This is a genomic window from Bartonella sp. CL25QHWL, assembly GCF_042195335.1.
Taxonomy (GTDB): Bacteria; Pseudomonadota; Alphaproteobacteria; order Rhizobiales; family Rhizobiaceae; genus Bartonella.
Genome location: NZ_JBHIOE010000002.1, coordinates 137914 through 155367, shown reverse-complemented (window position 1 = coordinate 155367; position 17454 = coordinate 137914). Strand labels below are relative to the sequence as shown.

General features: G+C 36.2%; 12 protein-coding genes. 11 read left to right on the top strand and 1 reads right to left on the bottom strand.

Features of this window, described 5'->3' with window-relative positions; genetic code table 11:
- Positions 1 to 17 precede the first annotated feature (17 nt).
- Genes ACFILY_RS01865 through ACFILY_RS01855 form a run of 3 tightly spaced genes read left to right on the top strand, consistent with a single transcriptional unit; the run spans position 18 to position 2853 of the window.
- On the top strand, positions 18 to 920 hold the full coding sequence (locus ACFILY_RS01865) for a hemin ABC transporter substrate-binding protein (RefSeq protein ID WP_273791109.1): 903 nt from the start codon (positions 18 to 20) through the stop codon (positions 918 to 920).
- A gap of 5 nt (positions 921 to 925) precedes the next feature.
- Positions 926 to 2023 carry a FecCD family ABC transporter permease gene (locus tag ACFILY_RS01860; protein ID WP_375630798.1) on the top strand — a complete coding sequence of 366 codons (1098 nt, stop codon included), beginning with the start codon at positions 926 to 928 and terminating at the stop codon, positions 2021 to 2023.
- Positions 2020 to 2853 (top strand): heme ABC transporter ATP-binding protein, encoded by an 834-nt coding sequence (locus ACFILY_RS01855; RefSeq protein WP_375637393.1) that lies wholly within the window; start codon positions 2020 to 2022, stop codon positions 2851 to 2853. Before ACFILY_RS01860 ends, ACFILY_RS01855 begins: the two co-directional genes overlap by 4 nt.
- Before the next feature lie 1127 nt (positions 2854 to 3980).
- On the opposite strand, the gene ACFILY_RS01850 is transcribed toward ACFILY_RS01855, so the two are convergent.
- Positions 3981 to 4955: a tail fiber protein gene (locus tag ACFILY_RS01850; RefSeq protein WP_375630802.1), complete on the bottom strand. Its 975-nt coding sequence runs from the start codon at positions 4953 to 4955 to the stop codon at positions 3981 to 3983.
- Positions 4956 to 8277: 3322 nt separating this feature from the next.
- Between ACFILY_RS01850 and thiC the strand changes: the two genes are divergently transcribed.
- From thiC to pepN, 8 genes are all read left to right on the top strand, one after another.
- On the top strand, positions 8278 to 10113 hold the full coding sequence (thiC, locus tag ACFILY_RS01845) for a phosphomethylpyrimidine synthase ThiC (RefSeq protein WP_375637394.1): 1836 nt from the start codon (positions 8278 to 8280) through the stop codon (positions 10111 to 10113).
- Positions 10110 to 11060 carry an FAD-dependent oxidoreductase gene (locus ACFILY_RS01840; RefSeq protein WP_375637395.1) on the top strand — a complete coding sequence of 317 codons (951 nt, stop codon included), beginning with the start codon at positions 10110 to 10112 and terminating at the stop codon, positions 11058 to 11060. Before thiC ends, ACFILY_RS01840 begins: the two co-directional genes overlap by 4 nt.
- Positions 11061 to 11063: 3 nt before the next feature.
- Positions 11064 to 11261, top strand: a complete 198-nt coding sequence (gene thiS / locus ACFILY_RS01835) for a sulfur carrier protein ThiS (protein ID WP_273791115.1) — start codon at positions 11064 to 11066, stop codon at positions 11259 to 11261.
- A 4-nt stretch (positions 11262 to 11265) separates the two neighbouring features.
- The gene (locus tag ACFILY_RS01830) at positions 11266 to 12039 is read left to right on the top strand and encodes a thiazole synthase (protein ID WP_273791116.1); all 774 of its coding nucleotides are present in this window, start codon (positions 11266 to 11268) and stop codon (positions 12037 to 12039) included.
- Complete coding sequence (locus tag ACFILY_RS01825) at positions 12036 to 12641, top strand: thiamine phosphate synthase (RefSeq protein ID WP_273791117.1); 606 nt, start codon at positions 12036 to 12038, stop codon at positions 12639 to 12641. The genes ACFILY_RS01830 and ACFILY_RS01825 overlap by 4 nt, the downstream gene beginning before the upstream one ends.
- Entirely contained in the window at positions 12632 to 13390 is a 759-nt protein-coding gene (locus ACFILY_RS01820; protein ID WP_273791118.1) for a hydroxymethylpyrimidine/phosphomethylpyrimidine kinase, read from the top strand. Before ACFILY_RS01825 ends, ACFILY_RS01820 begins: the two co-directional genes overlap by 10 nt.
- Positions 13391 to 13835: 445 nt before the next feature.
- The gene (locus ACFILY_RS01815) at positions 13836 to 14675 is read left to right on the top strand and encodes a uracil-DNA glycosylase family protein (RefSeq protein ID WP_273791211.1); all 840 of its coding nucleotides are present in this window, start codon (positions 13836 to 13838) and stop codon (positions 14673 to 14675) included.
- 73 nt (positions 14676 to 14748) lie between these two features.
- The gene (pepN, locus tag ACFILY_RS01810; protein ID WP_273791212.1) at positions 14749 to 17376 is read left to right on the top strand and encodes an aminopeptidase N; all 2628 of its coding nucleotides are present in this window, start codon (positions 14749 to 14751) and stop codon (positions 17374 to 17376) included.
- Positions 17377 to 17454: the final 78 nt, after the last annotated feature.

Here is a 17454-nt window from a genome sequence, read left to right as displayed (position 1 = left end):
ATAAGGTAAGGTTGGACATGTTCATATCTCTTTTACATAGGTTATCAAACCTTTTTCTTATGTGTTTACTGCTCTCTCTTACTTGTTTTTCTAAACAAGTAATTGCTGAACCTGCAACGCGTTTTCCTGAAAATGCTCGAATTGTTTCTATCGGCGGAGCACTTACAGAAATTGTCTATGCATTAGGAGCCCAAGATCAACTTGTCGCCCGTGATAGTACAAGTGTCTACCCACAAGAAGCGCTCAAGCTTCCTGTGCTTGGATATATGCGTGCTCTTTCACCTGAGGGTGTTTTATCACTTGCGCCAGAGGGTATATTGCTTGTTGAAGGAAGCGGTCCCGCTTCAACAATTGATATTCTCAAAAAAACATCGATACCTCTGGTGATCATACCAGAAGACTACTCCCGTGAAAATGTGATAGAAAAGATTCGCCTCGTTGGTCAAGCCATTCATCGGGAAGTGCAAGCCGCGGCGTTAATTGAGAAATTGAAGCGTAATTTTTTAGACAACGATGCGCTTTTGGCGAAAGTAACAAGACCAAAGCGTGTTCTTTTTGTTTTCTCTGTGCAAAATGGACGCGTCATGGCATCTGGAACAGGTACTGCAGCTGATAGTATGATAAAACTTTCAGGCGCTATCAATGCTATCACCGATTATAAAGGATATAAACTTCTCAACGGCGAAGCGTTATTGAAATCAGATCCCGATGTTATCTTACTTGTAAAACATGGTGCAAGATCAACCAGCATTGATAAGATTTTAGCCATACCGGCAGTTCAAGCAACAACTGCAGCAAAAAATCATGCCATAAAACAGATGGATGCCATGTATTTTTTGGGATTTGGTCCACGCACTGCAGACGCATCAAGAGAGCTTATTGAGATACTTTATGGTGCAAATCAAAACGGTAAGAGCTGATAAAAATGGTAGACGGTACATCCATGATGCATTTACCTGAAGCAAAAGAAGGTAAAAAAATAAGCCGTTCAAAGCAGGGGAAGATTTTATTATTAAGCTTAATAATCTTCCTTATCTTCAGTATTTTTGGTGGGCTCTTGAATGGTGCTGCAAAAGTTTCTTTCGTTGATCTCCTCCATGTGATGCTTACACAAGATTTTTCGGTAAGTAGTAAAACGCGTGATTACCTCGTGCTCATAGACATAAGGCTTCCCCGTGTTATCTTGGGATTATTGATTGGAGCAGCTTTAGCTGTCTCCGGTGTTCTTATGCAAGGGCTTTTTCGTAATCCTCTTGCAGATCCCGGAATTGTAGGTGTATCAGCAGGTGCTGGACTTGGAGCAGTCTTAGCAATTGTTGTCGGCATTGCTTTTCCTGTTTCATTTGCACCTTTTCTAGAGCCTTATAAAGTTATCATAGGTGCTTTTTTTGGTGGACTTTTATCAACGATTATTCTCTACATAATAGCAACGCATAATAGCTTTACCTCTATTGCAACCATGCTGCTTGCTGGTATTGCTCTTGGTGCATTAAGCAGTGCAGTTGTCGGAACATTGATTTTTGTCGCAAATGACCAACAACTGCGTGATATCACTTTTTGGAGTCTTGGCTCTCTTGCGGGCGCTACATGGTTAAAAGTATGGCTCGTTCTTCCTTTTATCGTTATTGGTCTTCTTTTCTCTCCCTTTTTATCACGAGCACTTAATGCCCTTGCTCTTGGAGAAGCTGTTGCTGGCCATATTGGTTTCCATATTCAACGCGTCAAAAATATTGCTATTCCCCTTGTTGCTCTTATGTGTGGTAGTGCTGTTGCTGTCAGTGGTGGTATTGGTTTTATTGGTATTATTGTTCCTCATATTTTACGTCAGCTCATAGGTCCTGATCATCGCTATCTCATTCCTTGCTCTGCTCTCCTGGGAGCAGCATTACTTATTTTTGCTGATATGTTTGCACGCTTAATTGTTGCCCCCGCAGAATTGCCGATTGGGATTGTAACAGCACTTTTTGGTGCACCTTTCTTTCTATGGATCCTTATATGCAAACGAGGAACAGACTTTTCATGATTGAAGCGACAAATATTTGTGTTCAGCGCGGAAAGAAGAAGATTCTTAAACACATTAATCTTCAAGCTAAAAGTGGCGCTTTTACCATTATTATTGGTCCTAATGGATCAGGAAAAAGTACTTTTATCAAAGCTCTGAGTGGTGAAATTCCTTACAGTGGAAAAATAACCTTAAATGGTTATAATGTATGCCAAACAAAAACTCATGTAATGGCAAAAATGCGCGCTGTACTACCACAATCAACAACGCTCGTATTTCCATTCTTAGTCCATGAAGTTGTAGGACTTGGTCTTTCTGTAAACCAATTTACCTTTGCCACAGCCGAATTGCAAAATCTTATCCAGAAAGCTTTAGAGTGCGTTGACCTTTCTGATTATGGCAACCTGTATTATCACCAATTATCAGGCGGAGAACAAGCTAGAGTACAACTTGCCCGTGTACTTTGCCAAGTCTGGAAACCTGTTCATAATGGGATTCCTCGCTGGATGATATTAGATGAACCTATTGCTAGCCTCGATATTCAACATCAAATCATCGTTATGGATATTGCTAAACAATTTTCCTATTCTGGTGGCGGCGTTCTTGCTGTTCTTCATGACCTCAATCTCGCGGCACATTATGCAGATAACATGATCTTGCTCAAGGAAGGTGAGATTTATTGCGAAGGAAATGCAACTAATGTTTTGACAACACAAAATCTCCGCAATGTTTATCATTGTTCTTTAAACGTTTCTGAATTACCTAAAGAAGATATCCCTTTTATACTCCCTCAAACGGCATCCTCCTATGAAATTAGATCTCTAAGCTGTCGGCTTCAATCTAAAAACTAAAGTCCATAGCAAAATAAAACACGCAAATATTCAAGAATCTTTTTTATTTTTATATGAACTCCTTTTTGTCATCTATCATTAAAAAAGAAGACCAAGCACCCTAAAGATATTTTTTGAAAAAACTACCAGTTTAAAATCTTTCAAGATTTTACGTAACTAAAAACATGTGAAGTTTTGTTTTGCTATCAAACTGTTAGATAATACGAATTTATACAACATAAATATGCGTTTTCCTACTCTTTCTATCACTTTTATCTTTATAAAAATGATTCAAGAAATGCGTACAAATGCCTTTGTTATAATAACGGGTGTATTATTTATATCTTCTAAGGACCATATAGAAATCAAGTACTTTTCTCCCCTCCACAAAAGATTTGTTTGTAGCTTTAATAGTAACATCTTCTTTATAACACATATACTTTAACTTTTTTTATAAATAAATATTAATTTATACTAATATTTTTTACTTTTCTCTTTCTATTAAAAAATTGTTTATTGGCATATCACAAAGAATTAACCTATTGAATAAAAACTTTAAAATAAACTCAATAACGCTTCTTGTAAGCCCCCCTAATGCAAAAACAATGCGAAATATAGGGATGAGGAGAGAGTATAGAAATAGCGTTTGTCTTCTGCTTCACAAGCATAATGATGATTCCACTCAAGGAGTACTATCATTTACAGATAAAGCCTCCACCATGGCAATGCAAAGAAATGAAATCGACAACAAGGTGAGAGATATCTTTATAAGATGAATTAACTCATACGGGGGTATGCTGTTTTTGCACAAAAAAACGTTAAAATATTGTACTTTATTTATGCCTCAGGTTGAATAATTTTATCACCTTACCCCCTATCAAAACACCTTATGAAAAAATGTATCTCTAGATCACTTCACGGTACAGTTTAAATGATTTTTACATATTTTCCCTATATTATCATACAATTATAAAATAAATTATATCCTCAACTCTTTCTTTCAATCATTTTTAAATTGTTTTTTGACTCTCTCAAGTATCCTATTAACAATATAGATTTCCTCTTCATATGCATAGAAAATAACGCGGAATTGCTCCGCGTTAACAAAATTATCAAGGTCTATAGATTATTTATGGACCCGACCATACTCATGATTTTATAGCATAGACAACGGTTGTATTAACAGGGCGCGTTTCTGCCTCACCTGTATGGGAAAGAGTTACCTTGTGTGTATGTGCACCAGCAGAAGCTGTTCTCCCTTTCAGGGTCGTATTATAAGTATAATGATTCGGGAGTCTTCCAATATCACCAACGGGCCAGCCTACCCCTTGATACTCAAAATTGTGTGCATGCTCGCCTGCGTTTTCAATGCTCCCAATATGCGTATGCGATTTTATGCTATCTTGTTGTTCATCCGCAAACTTTCTACCACCATCTAAACCCCGACCATTATCAAAGCCGCGTAAAAACATGCCTCTAAAATCAGGAACTTTAAAAGTTTTATTGCTGTCTTTTCCCCATTTATCACCTATTGCATTGAATAACAGCGGATAATCTTCACGCTTATAGGCCTTACCATCACATAAAAGCCAACCATTTGGCACATTTTGCATAGCAAATGTTGCAATGAATCCAGCGGGAAAACTTTCTATCTTTGGTGGTGTAGGATTTAATAAATACCAACCCTCATGCTCTTTTATTAAAACACCATTATTGTATACCATTTCATAAATGCCATCTGTTTGAAATTCTCCACCTTCTAATGGTATAACCCCCACATCAGTGGCTTTATAGATAAGCTTTTCTCCTATATTATTAACAGTTATGGTTGTCGCGCCAATATTTACACCACAAGCTTTAAAACGTATGACGATATCATTGTTGTATTTCTTTATAGGCGAAACTGTCTTTAAAGTAATTAATGTTGTTTTATCATCCACATTTACTGTAAAGCTTGAATTAATAGATCCTCCATTATCTGCAAGATATTCACGTACGCGCTGCATCATCGCCCGTGCACTATCATTAACAGAACTAGGCGGCTGACCTTCTGCCCAATTAATGATACTATCTGAATAAGCATTTTCATCAGCCTTTAGAGACCAATCGTAAATATTAGACATTTTAAATCCCCCATTATTTTCATAGTTTTTCTAACAATTTCTCGTTCTGTGCACTAAAATGTGCGGCCGCTGTTGATTGGTACATCATAACCACTGTACCATCCGTATTTACGCATTTTATCTCTCTTCACTCCTTCCAATTTTATAACCTAAATTCACCAGACGCTTTTCATAACATTAGTATTAATGCTTTCTCTTCTAATGTGTAATGTAACCACCTCATTTGAGGTTACTCAGTATCTTGTTTTGTTGTTTTGCTGTTGTTATATAATTATTTCTCAAATCTTGCATCTTGTTGCAAAATTTATAAATACTGTTCAAAATTTTTCTTATTATGGATTTCATATAACCATTACTGAATGTAATAACTTATCACCCACATAGAAAGTTTCTGACTTAAACATTATCTTTTTTTATTTTTTCAATAGTTTAAATCTATCTCGTCGATATTTTATACCATATATTTTAAACAAAGAAATTCTATCTTTTAGCTATCATTTGTATTAAAATTTTAAAATTAGCTTCAAATTTTTTGCATGCTTCATTATGTTTTTATTCACATGCAGATACTTTGTTCTATTTTATTCAATTTATTCCTGAAATTGTGTTACAGGATTATCACCAATGTTTTTTTGAACAAGCTTTTGTTCAATCTAAATACATCATAGAGAATATATTCAATATGGCTATTTCCTCACGCTTTCATTGAACTGAAAAGAAATACTTTGAAATACTAAAGAAACACTACACACCTTCACAAAATTTGAAGGTTGTATCCGATCCGGAAAAAATTAAAAAGCATAACCTAGCACCCTCCCCCAATTTTTATGAACAATATCCTTGTTTTTTAAACGCCCCATAACCAACTTTTCCCCTCCCACACTTAGCACATCTGCCTCTATATATTATTATATGTATATCTTTTTTGCAAGAATAATAAATCATTCTAAACAACATCTTGCAATTATTGGTGTTCTTCTTAATTCATGACAATATCAAAAAGCATTCTCTAAACTGTTTTTCTAACTCATCTGCTTCATCAATCCAAACAAAAAATACGCTCCATCGATTTAACACTTGCTATACCCTTAACTATCAAAGAAAACACCTTACAAAATCTTGCATAAGTAGCCAGACAATTGGACTATCCATGGCTTGTCTTTTCCAAATAAAATATCCCCTCCACTCATTACCGACTTTATTTTCAGTGTTCTCTGCACCTTGAACTTCTATCTTCCCTTTAAAATATACATCATTTATTAGCTACACCCTTTACCAGCTCTCGATGGGGTTATTTTTACTGTTTTTGAAGTTATTGCTATATTTTCTAATGTCAGAAACATTTTCTTTAGGTAATAAAAAACTCAGAAATTCCAGACTTTTTACATACATAACGCTAATATATAACCTTACAATACATGAATAAAATGTGATCTATTCTACAAAAATATAATACGTATTGATGAATCAACAAAACCAACACTCAAAAAGAAAGATGGGAATATGAGTTTTGGAGATCTTATCGTATGCAGTATATTAGGATTTTTGTTTACAATCTTTTCATTGGGGGGGGGATGCTTAAAATCGTTACAGTAGAATTAAAAAAAGAATATTTTAGGTGTCCTTTTCTATTCCTTCCAGCATTTACCTCACTATTTAGTATAATTGCACTACTTAAATATGATCTTTTTAACAAGATTTAAAAGATAAGCTGTTTTTATATCATTCATAAGGTGCATAACGAGTTTTATGATGTGAGTAGGGTAATGCAAAGCGATTATAGAATGCTATGATACTGCAGATAAAGAATTCACTAACGAATTTATTTATGAATCTCTTGTCAACACATTTGTCTATCTTTGGGGTGCACCAATCATCACTGGCTGTATAGCTGCAGCTTTTATATGGCTACCATTTATAATACTGTTAATAATAGTAATATTTGGTGGGAATTTGGTTACTCTTCCTCATAATTCCCTACTTATTCAAAAATTGGTTTTCGGCTTTATTAATCATCATCATAATAATTATTTGTTTGCGTTTATTTTAATTATTAATAACCATTTATAAAAAAATACTGTAGCGTTTCATATGGAATTTATTGTCTATAAAAATATTCTATTTTGTTTATTTCCTCTTTTATTGTTTAAAAATTGTTTTTCCGTAAATTTATTCAATTTTTATATTGTTTCATTATAATAATTATAATAGAATTACATTACAAGTAGTATTTTTTATTGCATATAAAACATAATTAGTTATTTTTTATATGTAAATATTGTTGCACGATATCATATGGCTCTTAAATGAATTTACGTATACTTTTGTGCTGAGATACATCCTTTTGCTTTCCTCTCTCTTCCAACTATTTAAAATTGTTGATGAAATTTCAAGATAAAAAGCCTTTGTTCATTTTCATCATCATTTTTTAATTCAGCTTACGATTTTCAAAACATTCAAAACAATATTATTTTTAATAATAAAGATTAGGTATTGTTTCACGCTTTTGTTTATCGCATTCTTAATGGGAACATCCCCCTCATGAAGAATAGAATGCTCCAAACAAAATATAATGATATTGCATATTACGCACTTTTTAAAGAAATATTGCTCAAAATATACTCCTTTTATTTTACGACAGCGCACGTCAATAATAAAATAGTAAGCCATTATAGATCATCAGCGTTAAGCTTTTGAAGATACAAGCTGGAACCCATTATACATTTTACTGTCCCCCACGTTTTGACAGCCTCACATCTTAGAATGTTCATTAAATGACATTTGGCTTCCTTTCTTCAAGTGTTTTGCCCCATACGCCCCCACTTATGACGTGCAAGGAAGTGATTTTATATGAAAAGATGTATGATGAGAGAATCTTATGGTATTCTGAGTTATTATTTTAATATGAAAAAAATCTCAATCAGAGCCATAAACTATCTACTTTTTCCCTGATAATCCGTTTTTAACTTTATTCTGGTTTATAAAAGCTTCAATATCATAGTTTATCACTTCATAATATCTATTTACACTCTTAAAAACACACCAAAATCGTTTAAAATATATTTTTATGATTGACAATATAGATATTTAAGCCAACCATATTCGTATTAACAAAAATACTTCAAGTGGGAGGAGGCATGAAAATATTAGAATAGATATTGTATCAATTTTCAAAATAACTTTTCTTGAGCTGTATTGGATTTTCTTTGCTACAAAGCAATATTATTCCTATTCACCCGAATGCTCGTGATTGATAATTTGAATACATCTCCATTAACATCGCAACCTATTTTTGAACTCTGTGTCTATAAGGAAAAAGTTTGTGCAGAAAAATACTCCATCAATCAGTTGTAGCCCCTTTCCCTCTTCACGCAAAATTTATCAACAGAGCCTTCTCTTTTCTGATGTGCGCGTACCATTGCGTGAAATTTCACTGACTGATGGCAGTGGTGAAAAACCTTTAAACGTCTACGATACTTCTGGCCCCTATACAGATAAAGATATGATCATTGATATTACAAAAGGCTTGCCAGCAATTAGCTTACCTTGGCTCTCTAAGCGGGATGATACTGAAACTTATCCTGCACGATTAGTTAAACCTGAAGATAATGGATTGACTTCTGATAACAATCTTACACCAGCCTTTAAACAAAAACGTCCTATTTTACGAGCAAAAAATGGCAAAGCAATTACACAAATGGCTTACGCACGCGCAGGCATTATTACCGAAGAAATGGAATATGTGGCTATACGAGAAAATGAAGGATTAGCAGTAAAAGAACGGCAGAATGTACCATCAAATGAAACATTTTCTGGATCAATACCAGAAATTTATACTGCCGAATTTGTTCGCAATGAAATTGCTTGTGGACGCGCCATTATTCCACAAAACATTAATCATCCAGAGTGCGAACCCATGATTATTGGGCGTAATTTCCGTGTTAAAATTAATGCCAATATTGGTAATTCAGCAGTAACGTCATCTATGGAAGAAGAAGTTGATAAAATGGTTTGGGCCATTCGCTGGGGAGCAGATACAGTTATGGATCTCTCTACAGGACGAAATATTCACAATATTCGTGAATGGATTATCCGAAATTCTCCTGTGCCCATCGGAACAGTCCCTCTTTATCAAGCACTCGAAAAAGTACAGGGTATTGCCGAAAACTTAACATGGGATATTTTCCGTGATACCCTTATTGAGCAAGCAGAGCAAGGTGTTGATTATTTTACCATTCATGCAGGATTAAGATTACCATTTATTCCTATGACCATTGATCGTGTAACAGGTATTGTTTCACGAGGCGGTTCTATTATGGCAAAATGGTGTCTCCATCATCACAAAGAAAGCTTTCTCTATGAACATTTTGATGAAATTTGTGATGTTGCAAAAACATATGATATCTCTCTTTCATTGGGGGATGGATTGCGCCCTGGCTCTATTGCCGATGCCAATGATGAAGCCCAATTTGCAGAGCTTAAAACTTTGGGAGAATTGACAAAAATTGCTTGGAAAAAAGATGTACAGGTTATGATTGAAGGTCCTGGGCATGTCCCAATGCACAAAATTAAAGAAAATATGGAGCAACAATTAGATCTTTGTCATGAGGCGCCTTTTTATACTTTGGGACCTCTTACAACGGACATTGCTCCTGGTTATGACCATATTACATCAGCAATTGGTGCCGCTATGATTGGATGGTTTGGAACTGCTATGTTGTGTTATGTAACACCTAAAGAACACCTAGGACTCCCCGATAGGAATGATGTAAAAACTGGTGTGATCACTTATAAAATTGCTGCTCATGCCGCTGACCTTGCTAAAGGTTTGCCTAGAGCACAATTGCGCGACAATGCTCTTTCGCGTGCACGATTTGATTTTAGATGGCACGATCAATTTAACCTTTCTCTTGATCCAGAAACAGCTTGTGCCTTTCATGATGAGACAATGCCTAAAGAAGCCCATAAATTAGTGCATTTTTGTTCCATGTGTGGACCAAAATTCTGTTCTATGCGTATTTCCCATGATATTCGTGAGGCAGCTGCAATAAGAAAAACAAAAGGGGAAGGTATGATCGCCATGGCCGAAAAATATCAGAAAAATGGTGACCTTTATATGGAAACTGTTCCTCCTCAAAAAAAGAAAGTAAACAGTTGAAGAACATTCTTATCAAAGGTGCAGGTGTAGGCGGCTTAACAGTTGCCTTTATGTTACAGCAAAAAGGTGCTTCTGTTACTGTATCGGCCCCCCCTCATTCACCTATAGGAAGTGCTAGTTGGTATGCAGGAGGAATGCTTGCACCTTACTGTGAAAGGGAAAGTGCAGAACAAATTGTTGAAGATCTTGGTGTACAAGCTATACAATGGTGGCGTAAAACGCTCCCCAACCTTGTCATACAAAAAGGCACTTTAGTGGTTGCACCTACACGAGATAGAGGAGAGCTTGAACGATTTTCTGTGCGTACGCATAATCACAAAACCGTAGATAATACAGAAATAGCTCATCTTGAACCAGATCTTGCGGAACGTTTTAACTGTGCGCTCTTTTATGAAAATGAAGCCCATATTGATCCTCGCAAAGCACTTATGGTTTTAAAAGAAAAGCTTCTCAACAATGGAGCCTGTTTTGTTGATGTAGAAATAGCTGAAAAAAATTTTGATATTGTTATTGATGCGACAGGAATAGCACGTTTAGGAAAAGATAAAAATATACGGGGCGTACGTGGTGAAATGCTTCTCGTGCGCTGCACCGATATTAAAATTTTGCGTCCAATTCGTCTTCTTCACCCACGGTTTCCTCTCTACATTGTACCTCGACAAGATAATATTTTTATGATTGGTGCAACGATGATTGAAAGTGACTTTGATGGTGCAATCTCTGTAAGATCAATGATGGAACTGCTCAACGCGGCTTATACTTTACATCCTGCTTTTGCTGAAGCAGAAATTATTGAATCTGGCGTTGGTGTTCGTCCATGTTATCCTAATAACTTCCCTTCTGTGTATAAAGATGGTAACTTTATTTCTATTAATGGATTTTATAGACATGGTTTTCTGTTGTCTCCAGAAATGGCAAAACGAGCAATGGAATTGGCATTGGAATAAAACATGCAAATATTTGTTAATGGTGAAACAGTCCAAACAGAAGTTATGACTCTCGGTCTCTTGCTTGAAGAATTGGGGTATGAAGGAAATTGGCTTGCAACTGCTGTTAACGCTGAAGTTGTTCCCATAGATGCACGAAGCCAATTTGTCTTGCATGAAGGAGATAAAATTGAAATTTTAAGCCCAATGCAAGGAGGCTAAAATTATGCTGAATCTTTATGGACGACAATTCTCTTCCCGTCTTCTATTAGGTACAGCGCAATATCCTTCACCAGCAATCCTTCGTGATGCTATTCATAAATCGAATACGGAAATTGTAACTGTTTCCTTGCGCCGTGAAACTGCAGGTGGAAAACAAGGTGGACAATTTTGGAAATTTCTTCAAGAACTTGGGGTAACAGTGCTTCCTAATACTGCTGGTTGTTATACTGTTAAAGAGGCCGTAACCACAGCCCAATTAGCAAGAGATCTTTTTAAAACGGCTTGGATTAAACTCGAAATTATCGGTAATTCAGATACCTTACAGCCAAATATTTTTTCCTTAATCGAAGCTGCTCAAATTTTAAACAATGAAGGTTTCAAAATTTTTGCCTATACAACGGATGATCTCATTGTTGCTGAAAAACTTTTTGACATTGGTTGCCGTGTTATTATGCCTTGGTGTGCTCCTATTGGTTCTGCCAAAGGACCTCATAATACTGATGGATTGCGTTCTATCCGTGCTTACCTTCCTGATGCTACTCTTGTTATTGATGCCGGCATTGGACGCCCATCACATGCCGCCATTGCGATGGAACTCGGTTATGATGCAGTACTGCTTAATACCGCAGTTGCTAAAGCAGGTGATCCTGTCTTAATGGCTGAAGCATTTTCTAAAGCTGTTCAAGCAGGACGTATGGGATATAAAGCTGGCATGATCGAAGCACGCAGTGTAGCAGTCCCTTCAACGCCAATCATTGGAAAAGCAGTATTTTCATGAAACTGGATCCATTTTACCTCATCGTTGATAACGCTGATTGGATTGAACGTTTGCTTCCTCTTGGTATCAAGCTCGTACAATTGCGTATGAAACATGAAAATCAACAAATAATCCGTCAACATATCAAGCGTGCAAAAAACATATGCAATAAATTGGGAGCACAATTAATTATTAATGATCATTGGGAAATAGCAATTGATGAAAAGTGCAATTTTATTCATCTGGGACAAGAAGACCTGAGCAATGCTGATCTTCACGCAATTCGTAAAAGTGATATAAAAGTTGGTCTTAGTACACATGATGAACATGAATTGGATACCGCACTCTCTGCTAATCCTGAGTATATTGCACTTGGTCCTATTTATCCGACAATCTTAAAAAAAATGAAATGGATGCCGCAAGGATTAGAGAAAATCAAACAATGGAGAAAGCGGATTGGTGCTTTACCTTTGGTGGGTATTGGTGGTTTAACACCAGAACGCGCAGTTGGTGTTTTAAAAGCAGGAGCAAATAGTGCTGCTGTTGTGACTGATATTATCCTCCATAAAAAACCTGAAGAGCGTGTACAGCAGTGGATAAAAGTGACACAAACATGGCGTTGATACCTTCCATTCTTATTGTTGCGGGCACTGATCCAACAGGAGGTGCTGGTATTGTTCGTGATATAGAAACCTCTGCGCATTTTCAAATAAAAGCAAATTTAGCAATTACTTGTGTTAACGTACAAGATGATAATCGCGTTGTCGAAATCATTCCAATGCGTGGAGACCTCGTCGCTGCGCAAATGCGTGCTGCCCTAGAAGCAAATCCAATAAGCGCAATAAAAATCGGTATGACGGGGACAAAAGCAATTATAGCAGCAATCTGTAATGTACTCAAAGACTATCCCCATGTTCCAGTTATTTTGGACCCTGTACTTGTCGCTTCATCAGGAGGAAAACTAATAACGGAAACAATCATCGACACTATGATCGATAAACTGCTTCCTCATGTTGATCTTTTAACACCGAATAGAGAAGAACTCGCTCTTCTTAGCCAAAGTCCATTGGCATCTCATGATAAGCAAGCAATACAACAAGCAAAAAAACTTTTGTCATTGGGAGCTCGCTCTATTTTAGTAAAAGGGGGACATGCGGAGGGGCCTCTTGCAATTGATAGCTTCATTGACAAAACTGAAGTCATAAATATCTCTACTCCACGTTTAAAAGGAACAATGCGAGGAACAGGTTGCATTCTCTCAAGCGCTATTGCAGCGCATTTAGCATTAAATGAACCTCTCATTTCAGCTGTAAAAAAAGCAAAAGAATATATCCACACATTGCTTTTAACCCATTGTAAAAATAGTTTATAACGTCTTAGTATTTTTCTCATATAAAATTAATATTTATATATTCATTAATATATTTATTTTTTAATAAAAATTATTTAAAAAATATAATAATAAAAAATTTATACTTTATTTTATAAATAAAATACTACAAAAGTAACTTTAATTAAGTATTAAATATAGAATACAATGATAACAAATATTATAACACCACTTGCATTCAATAAAAAAATCTTTTATTATGAATGAGTTTAGTCTGTTTAAAAAGTTGAAATAGCGCAATTTAAACAAATTGTACATTTAAAGATGTATATAATCGCGAACACTCGCATTTTACGATTTGCCTTTTTTGTGAAAAGAGAGAATCCTATCAGCGTTCTTATACATTAATGGCTAGCGAATACATTTAATAAAACTTGAAGGATAATTTTGTTTGATCTATAATCGCTAGATCATTAGAAAAAGTAAAATGTTAAATCAAACGCCGTGCTCAATTTCCTATGAAGAACTCTTAAACTTTTATAAAGAAAGTGGTGCGGATGCCGTTCTGACGGATTTCCCTATTGATCGTTTTAAGCAGTCTGCTTGTTCAGAGAGAAAATTAATATCTGTCGTGAACATTTCTCATAATCAACAAGCATCTCCCAAAACATCTCCAACCGTAAAATTAGATCATCATCAGCTGCATAACTCTAGGACTATACAAAATGAATCCACAGCTATAGAGAGTGCAAAAAGTGCCAAGACACTTGATGAATTAAAATCTGCTCTCCTTGCATTTAATGGCTGTTCATTAAAATTGACAGCAAAAAATACCTGTTTTTCAGATGGAACAGCAGGAAGCCCCCTAATGCTTATAGGCGAAGCACCAGGACGAGACGAGGATATACAAGGAATTCCTTTTGTGGGAAAAGCCGGGATGTTGCTTAATAAAATCCTCGCATCAATTGGCTTAACAAGAAATAATGTTTACATTGCCAACACTATTCCTTGGCGTCCACCAGGAAATCGTACACCAACACCAAGAGAAGTTGCCTTGTGCCGCCCTTTTATTGAACGGCACATTTATTTAGCGCGTCCTCGTGTTCTTATAGCACTGGGAGGTGTTGCTGCACAGTTTCTTACTGGATCTCAAAATGGGATTATCCGAACAAGAGGGAAATGGCATATCTATGAAAGCGAGGATAATATAAAAATACCTGTTATGCCAACTTTCCACCCAGCCTACCTTCTTAGAACCCCTAGTCAAAAGAAGCTTACATGGATAGACTTCTTAGAAGTAAAAAATCGCCTCGACAGCCTTTTGTAATTCTTTAATCCTATCTTGCTTCTAAAATTAACACACCCTTCTTTAACTCTTAAAATACAAATGGGAAAAAACTATGAAACAGCCAATAACATCTATTTATCGTTTGGAAGACTACCAACCAACACCTTACGTTATCCCTAAAACACAACTTTCTTTCCAATTAGCACCGACAAAAACCTATGTTACAGCCATATTGTCTATTGAATCCCGTCACGATACAAAAGAATTAACACCTCTTGTTCTTTCTGGTGATGATCTTACTTTAATTTCCGTTTCTATTAATGATGAGATATTAGCCCCAAACACTTATAAAGTGACGCCTTCACGTTTAGAAATTACAACGCCACCAACGGCTCCTTTTACATTGAAATTGGTTACAGAACTGAATCCTGAAAGCAACCGCCAACTTATGGGGCTTTACCTTTCAAATGGTGTTTATTGCTCACAATGCGAATCGGAAGGTTTTCGTCGTATTACTTATTTTTACGACCGCCCAGATGTTCTTTCTACCTATAGAGTGAAAATTGAAGCAGATTCCCAAACAATCCCAATCTTGCTTTCCAATGGTAATCTGGTGGAAACAGGAACTTTAGAGAATAATCGCCATTTTGCCATTTGGGAAGATCCTTATCCCAAACCATCTTATCTCTTTGCTTTAGTAGGTGGAGATCTTGATAAGTTAGAAGACCATTTTACAACTGTATCTGGACGACGTATCGAGCTTGGTATCTATGTAGAAAAAGGAAAAACCGAACGCGCAACCTATGCAATGGATGCTCTTAAACGTTCCATGCGTTGGGATGAACAATGTTTCGGACGCGAATATGATCTTGATGTTTTCAATATTGTTGCTGTGTCCGACTTTAACATGGGAGCAATGGAAAACAAAGGCCTTAACGTTTTTAATGATAAATATGTTCTTGTCGATCCTGAAACAGCAACCGATCAGGATTATAGAAATGTTGAACGTGTCATTGCACATGAATATTTCCATAATTGGAGCGGTAATCGTGTTACCTGTCGCGATTGGTTTCAACTCTGTTTAAAAGAAGGATTCACTGTTTATCGTGATCAGGAATTTTCATCAGATCAAAATGTACGCAGCCTACAGCGAATTGAAAATGTAAAAGCATTAAAAGCAACGCAATTTGCAGAAGACGCAGGACCTCTTGCGCATCCTGTACGTCCTCGTCAATATAGCCAAATTAATAATTTTTACACCACAACTGTTTATGAAAAAGGTGCTGAAGTTGTTCGCATGATACGAACTATTTTAGGTCCTACTCTGTTTCGTAAAGGCACTGATCTTTATTTTCAACGTCATGATGGACAAGCTTGTACAATTGAAGATTTTATTACCTGTTTTGCTGAAGTGTCTGGTCAAGACTTCTCCCAATTCATGCTATGGTATGAACAGGCAGGAACACCCAATGTAGAAATCGATAGTCATTATAGCGATGGTGTTTTAACAATTCATGCAAAGCAACATATTCCCGCAACCCCACAACAAAATACAAAAAAGCCCATGCTTATCCCTATCGTATTTGGCTTGTTAGGACCTAACGGAGAAAACCTCACCTATGAAGCAGATACAGATATTCAATCAGATGTTATGCTTTTATCCAAGGAAAGCCAAACGTTTACATTAAAGGGACTGCGTGAAAAACCCGTTTTATCACTGCTGCGGGACTTTTCAGCACCAATCATTCTACACACTCCATTCAATGAAAGAGAACTTATTTTTCTTGCACAACATGATGACAATCACATCAATCGCTGGCAATCTCTTAATCATTTAATGACGCAAGCTTTGATTCAAAGCATTCAAGATAAAACACAAGAAAAAGCAACACTCTCTTCTGCTTTGCTAAAGCTGATTGAAACGATCATAACAGATGAAACCTTAGAGCCTGAATTTCGTGCCTTCTGTTTAAATTTACCTAGTGAAGTTGAGCTTGCTCATACAATCGGTAAAAATATTGACCCAGATCGTATTCATTATATCCGCAATCAGTTTTTAGCTTCACTTGCACAAACTCATCAAGAGCTCTTAACAAAATTCTATGGACAAATGCAAACCCAAGAGCCCTATTCACCAAACACTGCACAAGCTGGAAAACGAGCATTAAAGAATATCATACTGGATTACCTTTCCATTGCTGAAGCCAATCCAAATCGAGCTGCTATACAATATGCAACAGCTGATAATATGACTGACCGTATGGCTAGTATCGCTGTTCTCGTAAAGCGTTTTAATGAAAGTGAGCAGGCACAAAATGCCTTAAATGATTTTGAAAACCGCTATCGGCATGACCCTTTGGTCATGGATAAATGGTTTTCTATTCAAGCAATGGTTGCTGGCACATCAACACTCGAGAATGTTCAAAAGCTCATGCAACATCCGCTTTTTTCACAAGATAATCCTAATCGTGTACGTTCCCTAATCGGTGTTTTTGCCTCTAACAATCTCACGGGCTTTAATAGGATGGATGGAGCGTCTTATCATTTTCTTTGCCAAGTCATTTTGGAAATTGACAAAAAAAATCCACAGCTTGCTTCACGATTATTAACAATGATGCGCTCTTGGCGACAATTAGAACCTATTCGACAACAAAAACTTGAAACTGAATTAAAAATGATTGCTGTTGCGCCAAAATTATCAAGCGATGTTGCTGATATCATTAATCGTCTGCTCACTTAAAACAAAAAATTATTTTAAATCAATATGCTATAATATTTTTTAAAATAAATTCTATAAACTATTCGATCATCATTAAAC

What these genes read in the sequence shown, in the direction of transcription:
- ACFILY_RS01815 (WP_273791211.1), top strand. Translation starts at nt 13,836, where the DNA reads ATGTTAAATCAAACGCCGTGCTCAATTTCCTATGAAGAACTCTTAAAC.
- ACFILY_RS01825 (WP_273791117.1), top strand. Translation starts at nt 12,036, where the DNA reads ATGAAACTGGATCCATTTTACCTCATCGTTGATAACGCTGATTGGATT.
- ACFILY_RS01830 (WP_273791116.1), top strand. Translation starts at nt 11,266, where the DNA reads ATGCTGAATCTTTATGGACGACAATTCTCTTCCCGTCTTCTATTAGGT.
- ACFILY_RS01860 (WP_375630798.1), top strand. Translation starts at nt 926, where the DNA reads ATGGTAGACGGTACATCCATGATGCATTTACCTGAAGCAAAAGAAGGT.
- pepN (WP_273791212.1), top strand. Translation starts at nt 14,749, where the DNA reads ATGAAACAGCCAATAACATCTATTTATCGTTTGGAAGACTACCAACCA.
- thiS (WP_273791115.1), top strand. Translation starts at nt 11,064, where the DNA reads ATGCAAATATTTGTTAATGGTGAAACAGTCCAAACAGAAGTTATGACT.
- ACFILY_RS01855 (WP_375637393.1), top strand. Translation starts at nt 2,020, where the DNA reads ATGATTGAAGCGACAAATATTTGTGTTCAGCGCGGAAAGAAGAAGATT.
- ACFILY_RS01850 (WP_375630802.1), bottom strand. Translation starts at nt 4,955, where the DNA reads ATGTCTAATATTTACGATTGGTCTCTAAAGGCTGATGAAAATGCTTAT.
- ACFILY_RS01820 (WP_273791118.1), top strand. Translation starts at nt 12,632, where the DNA reads ATGGCGTTGATACCTTCCATTCTTATTGTTGCGGGCACTGATCCAACA.
- ACFILY_RS01865 (WP_273791109.1), top strand. Translation starts at nt 18, where the DNA reads ATGTTCATATCTCTTTTACATAGGTTATCAAACCTTTTTCTTATGTGT.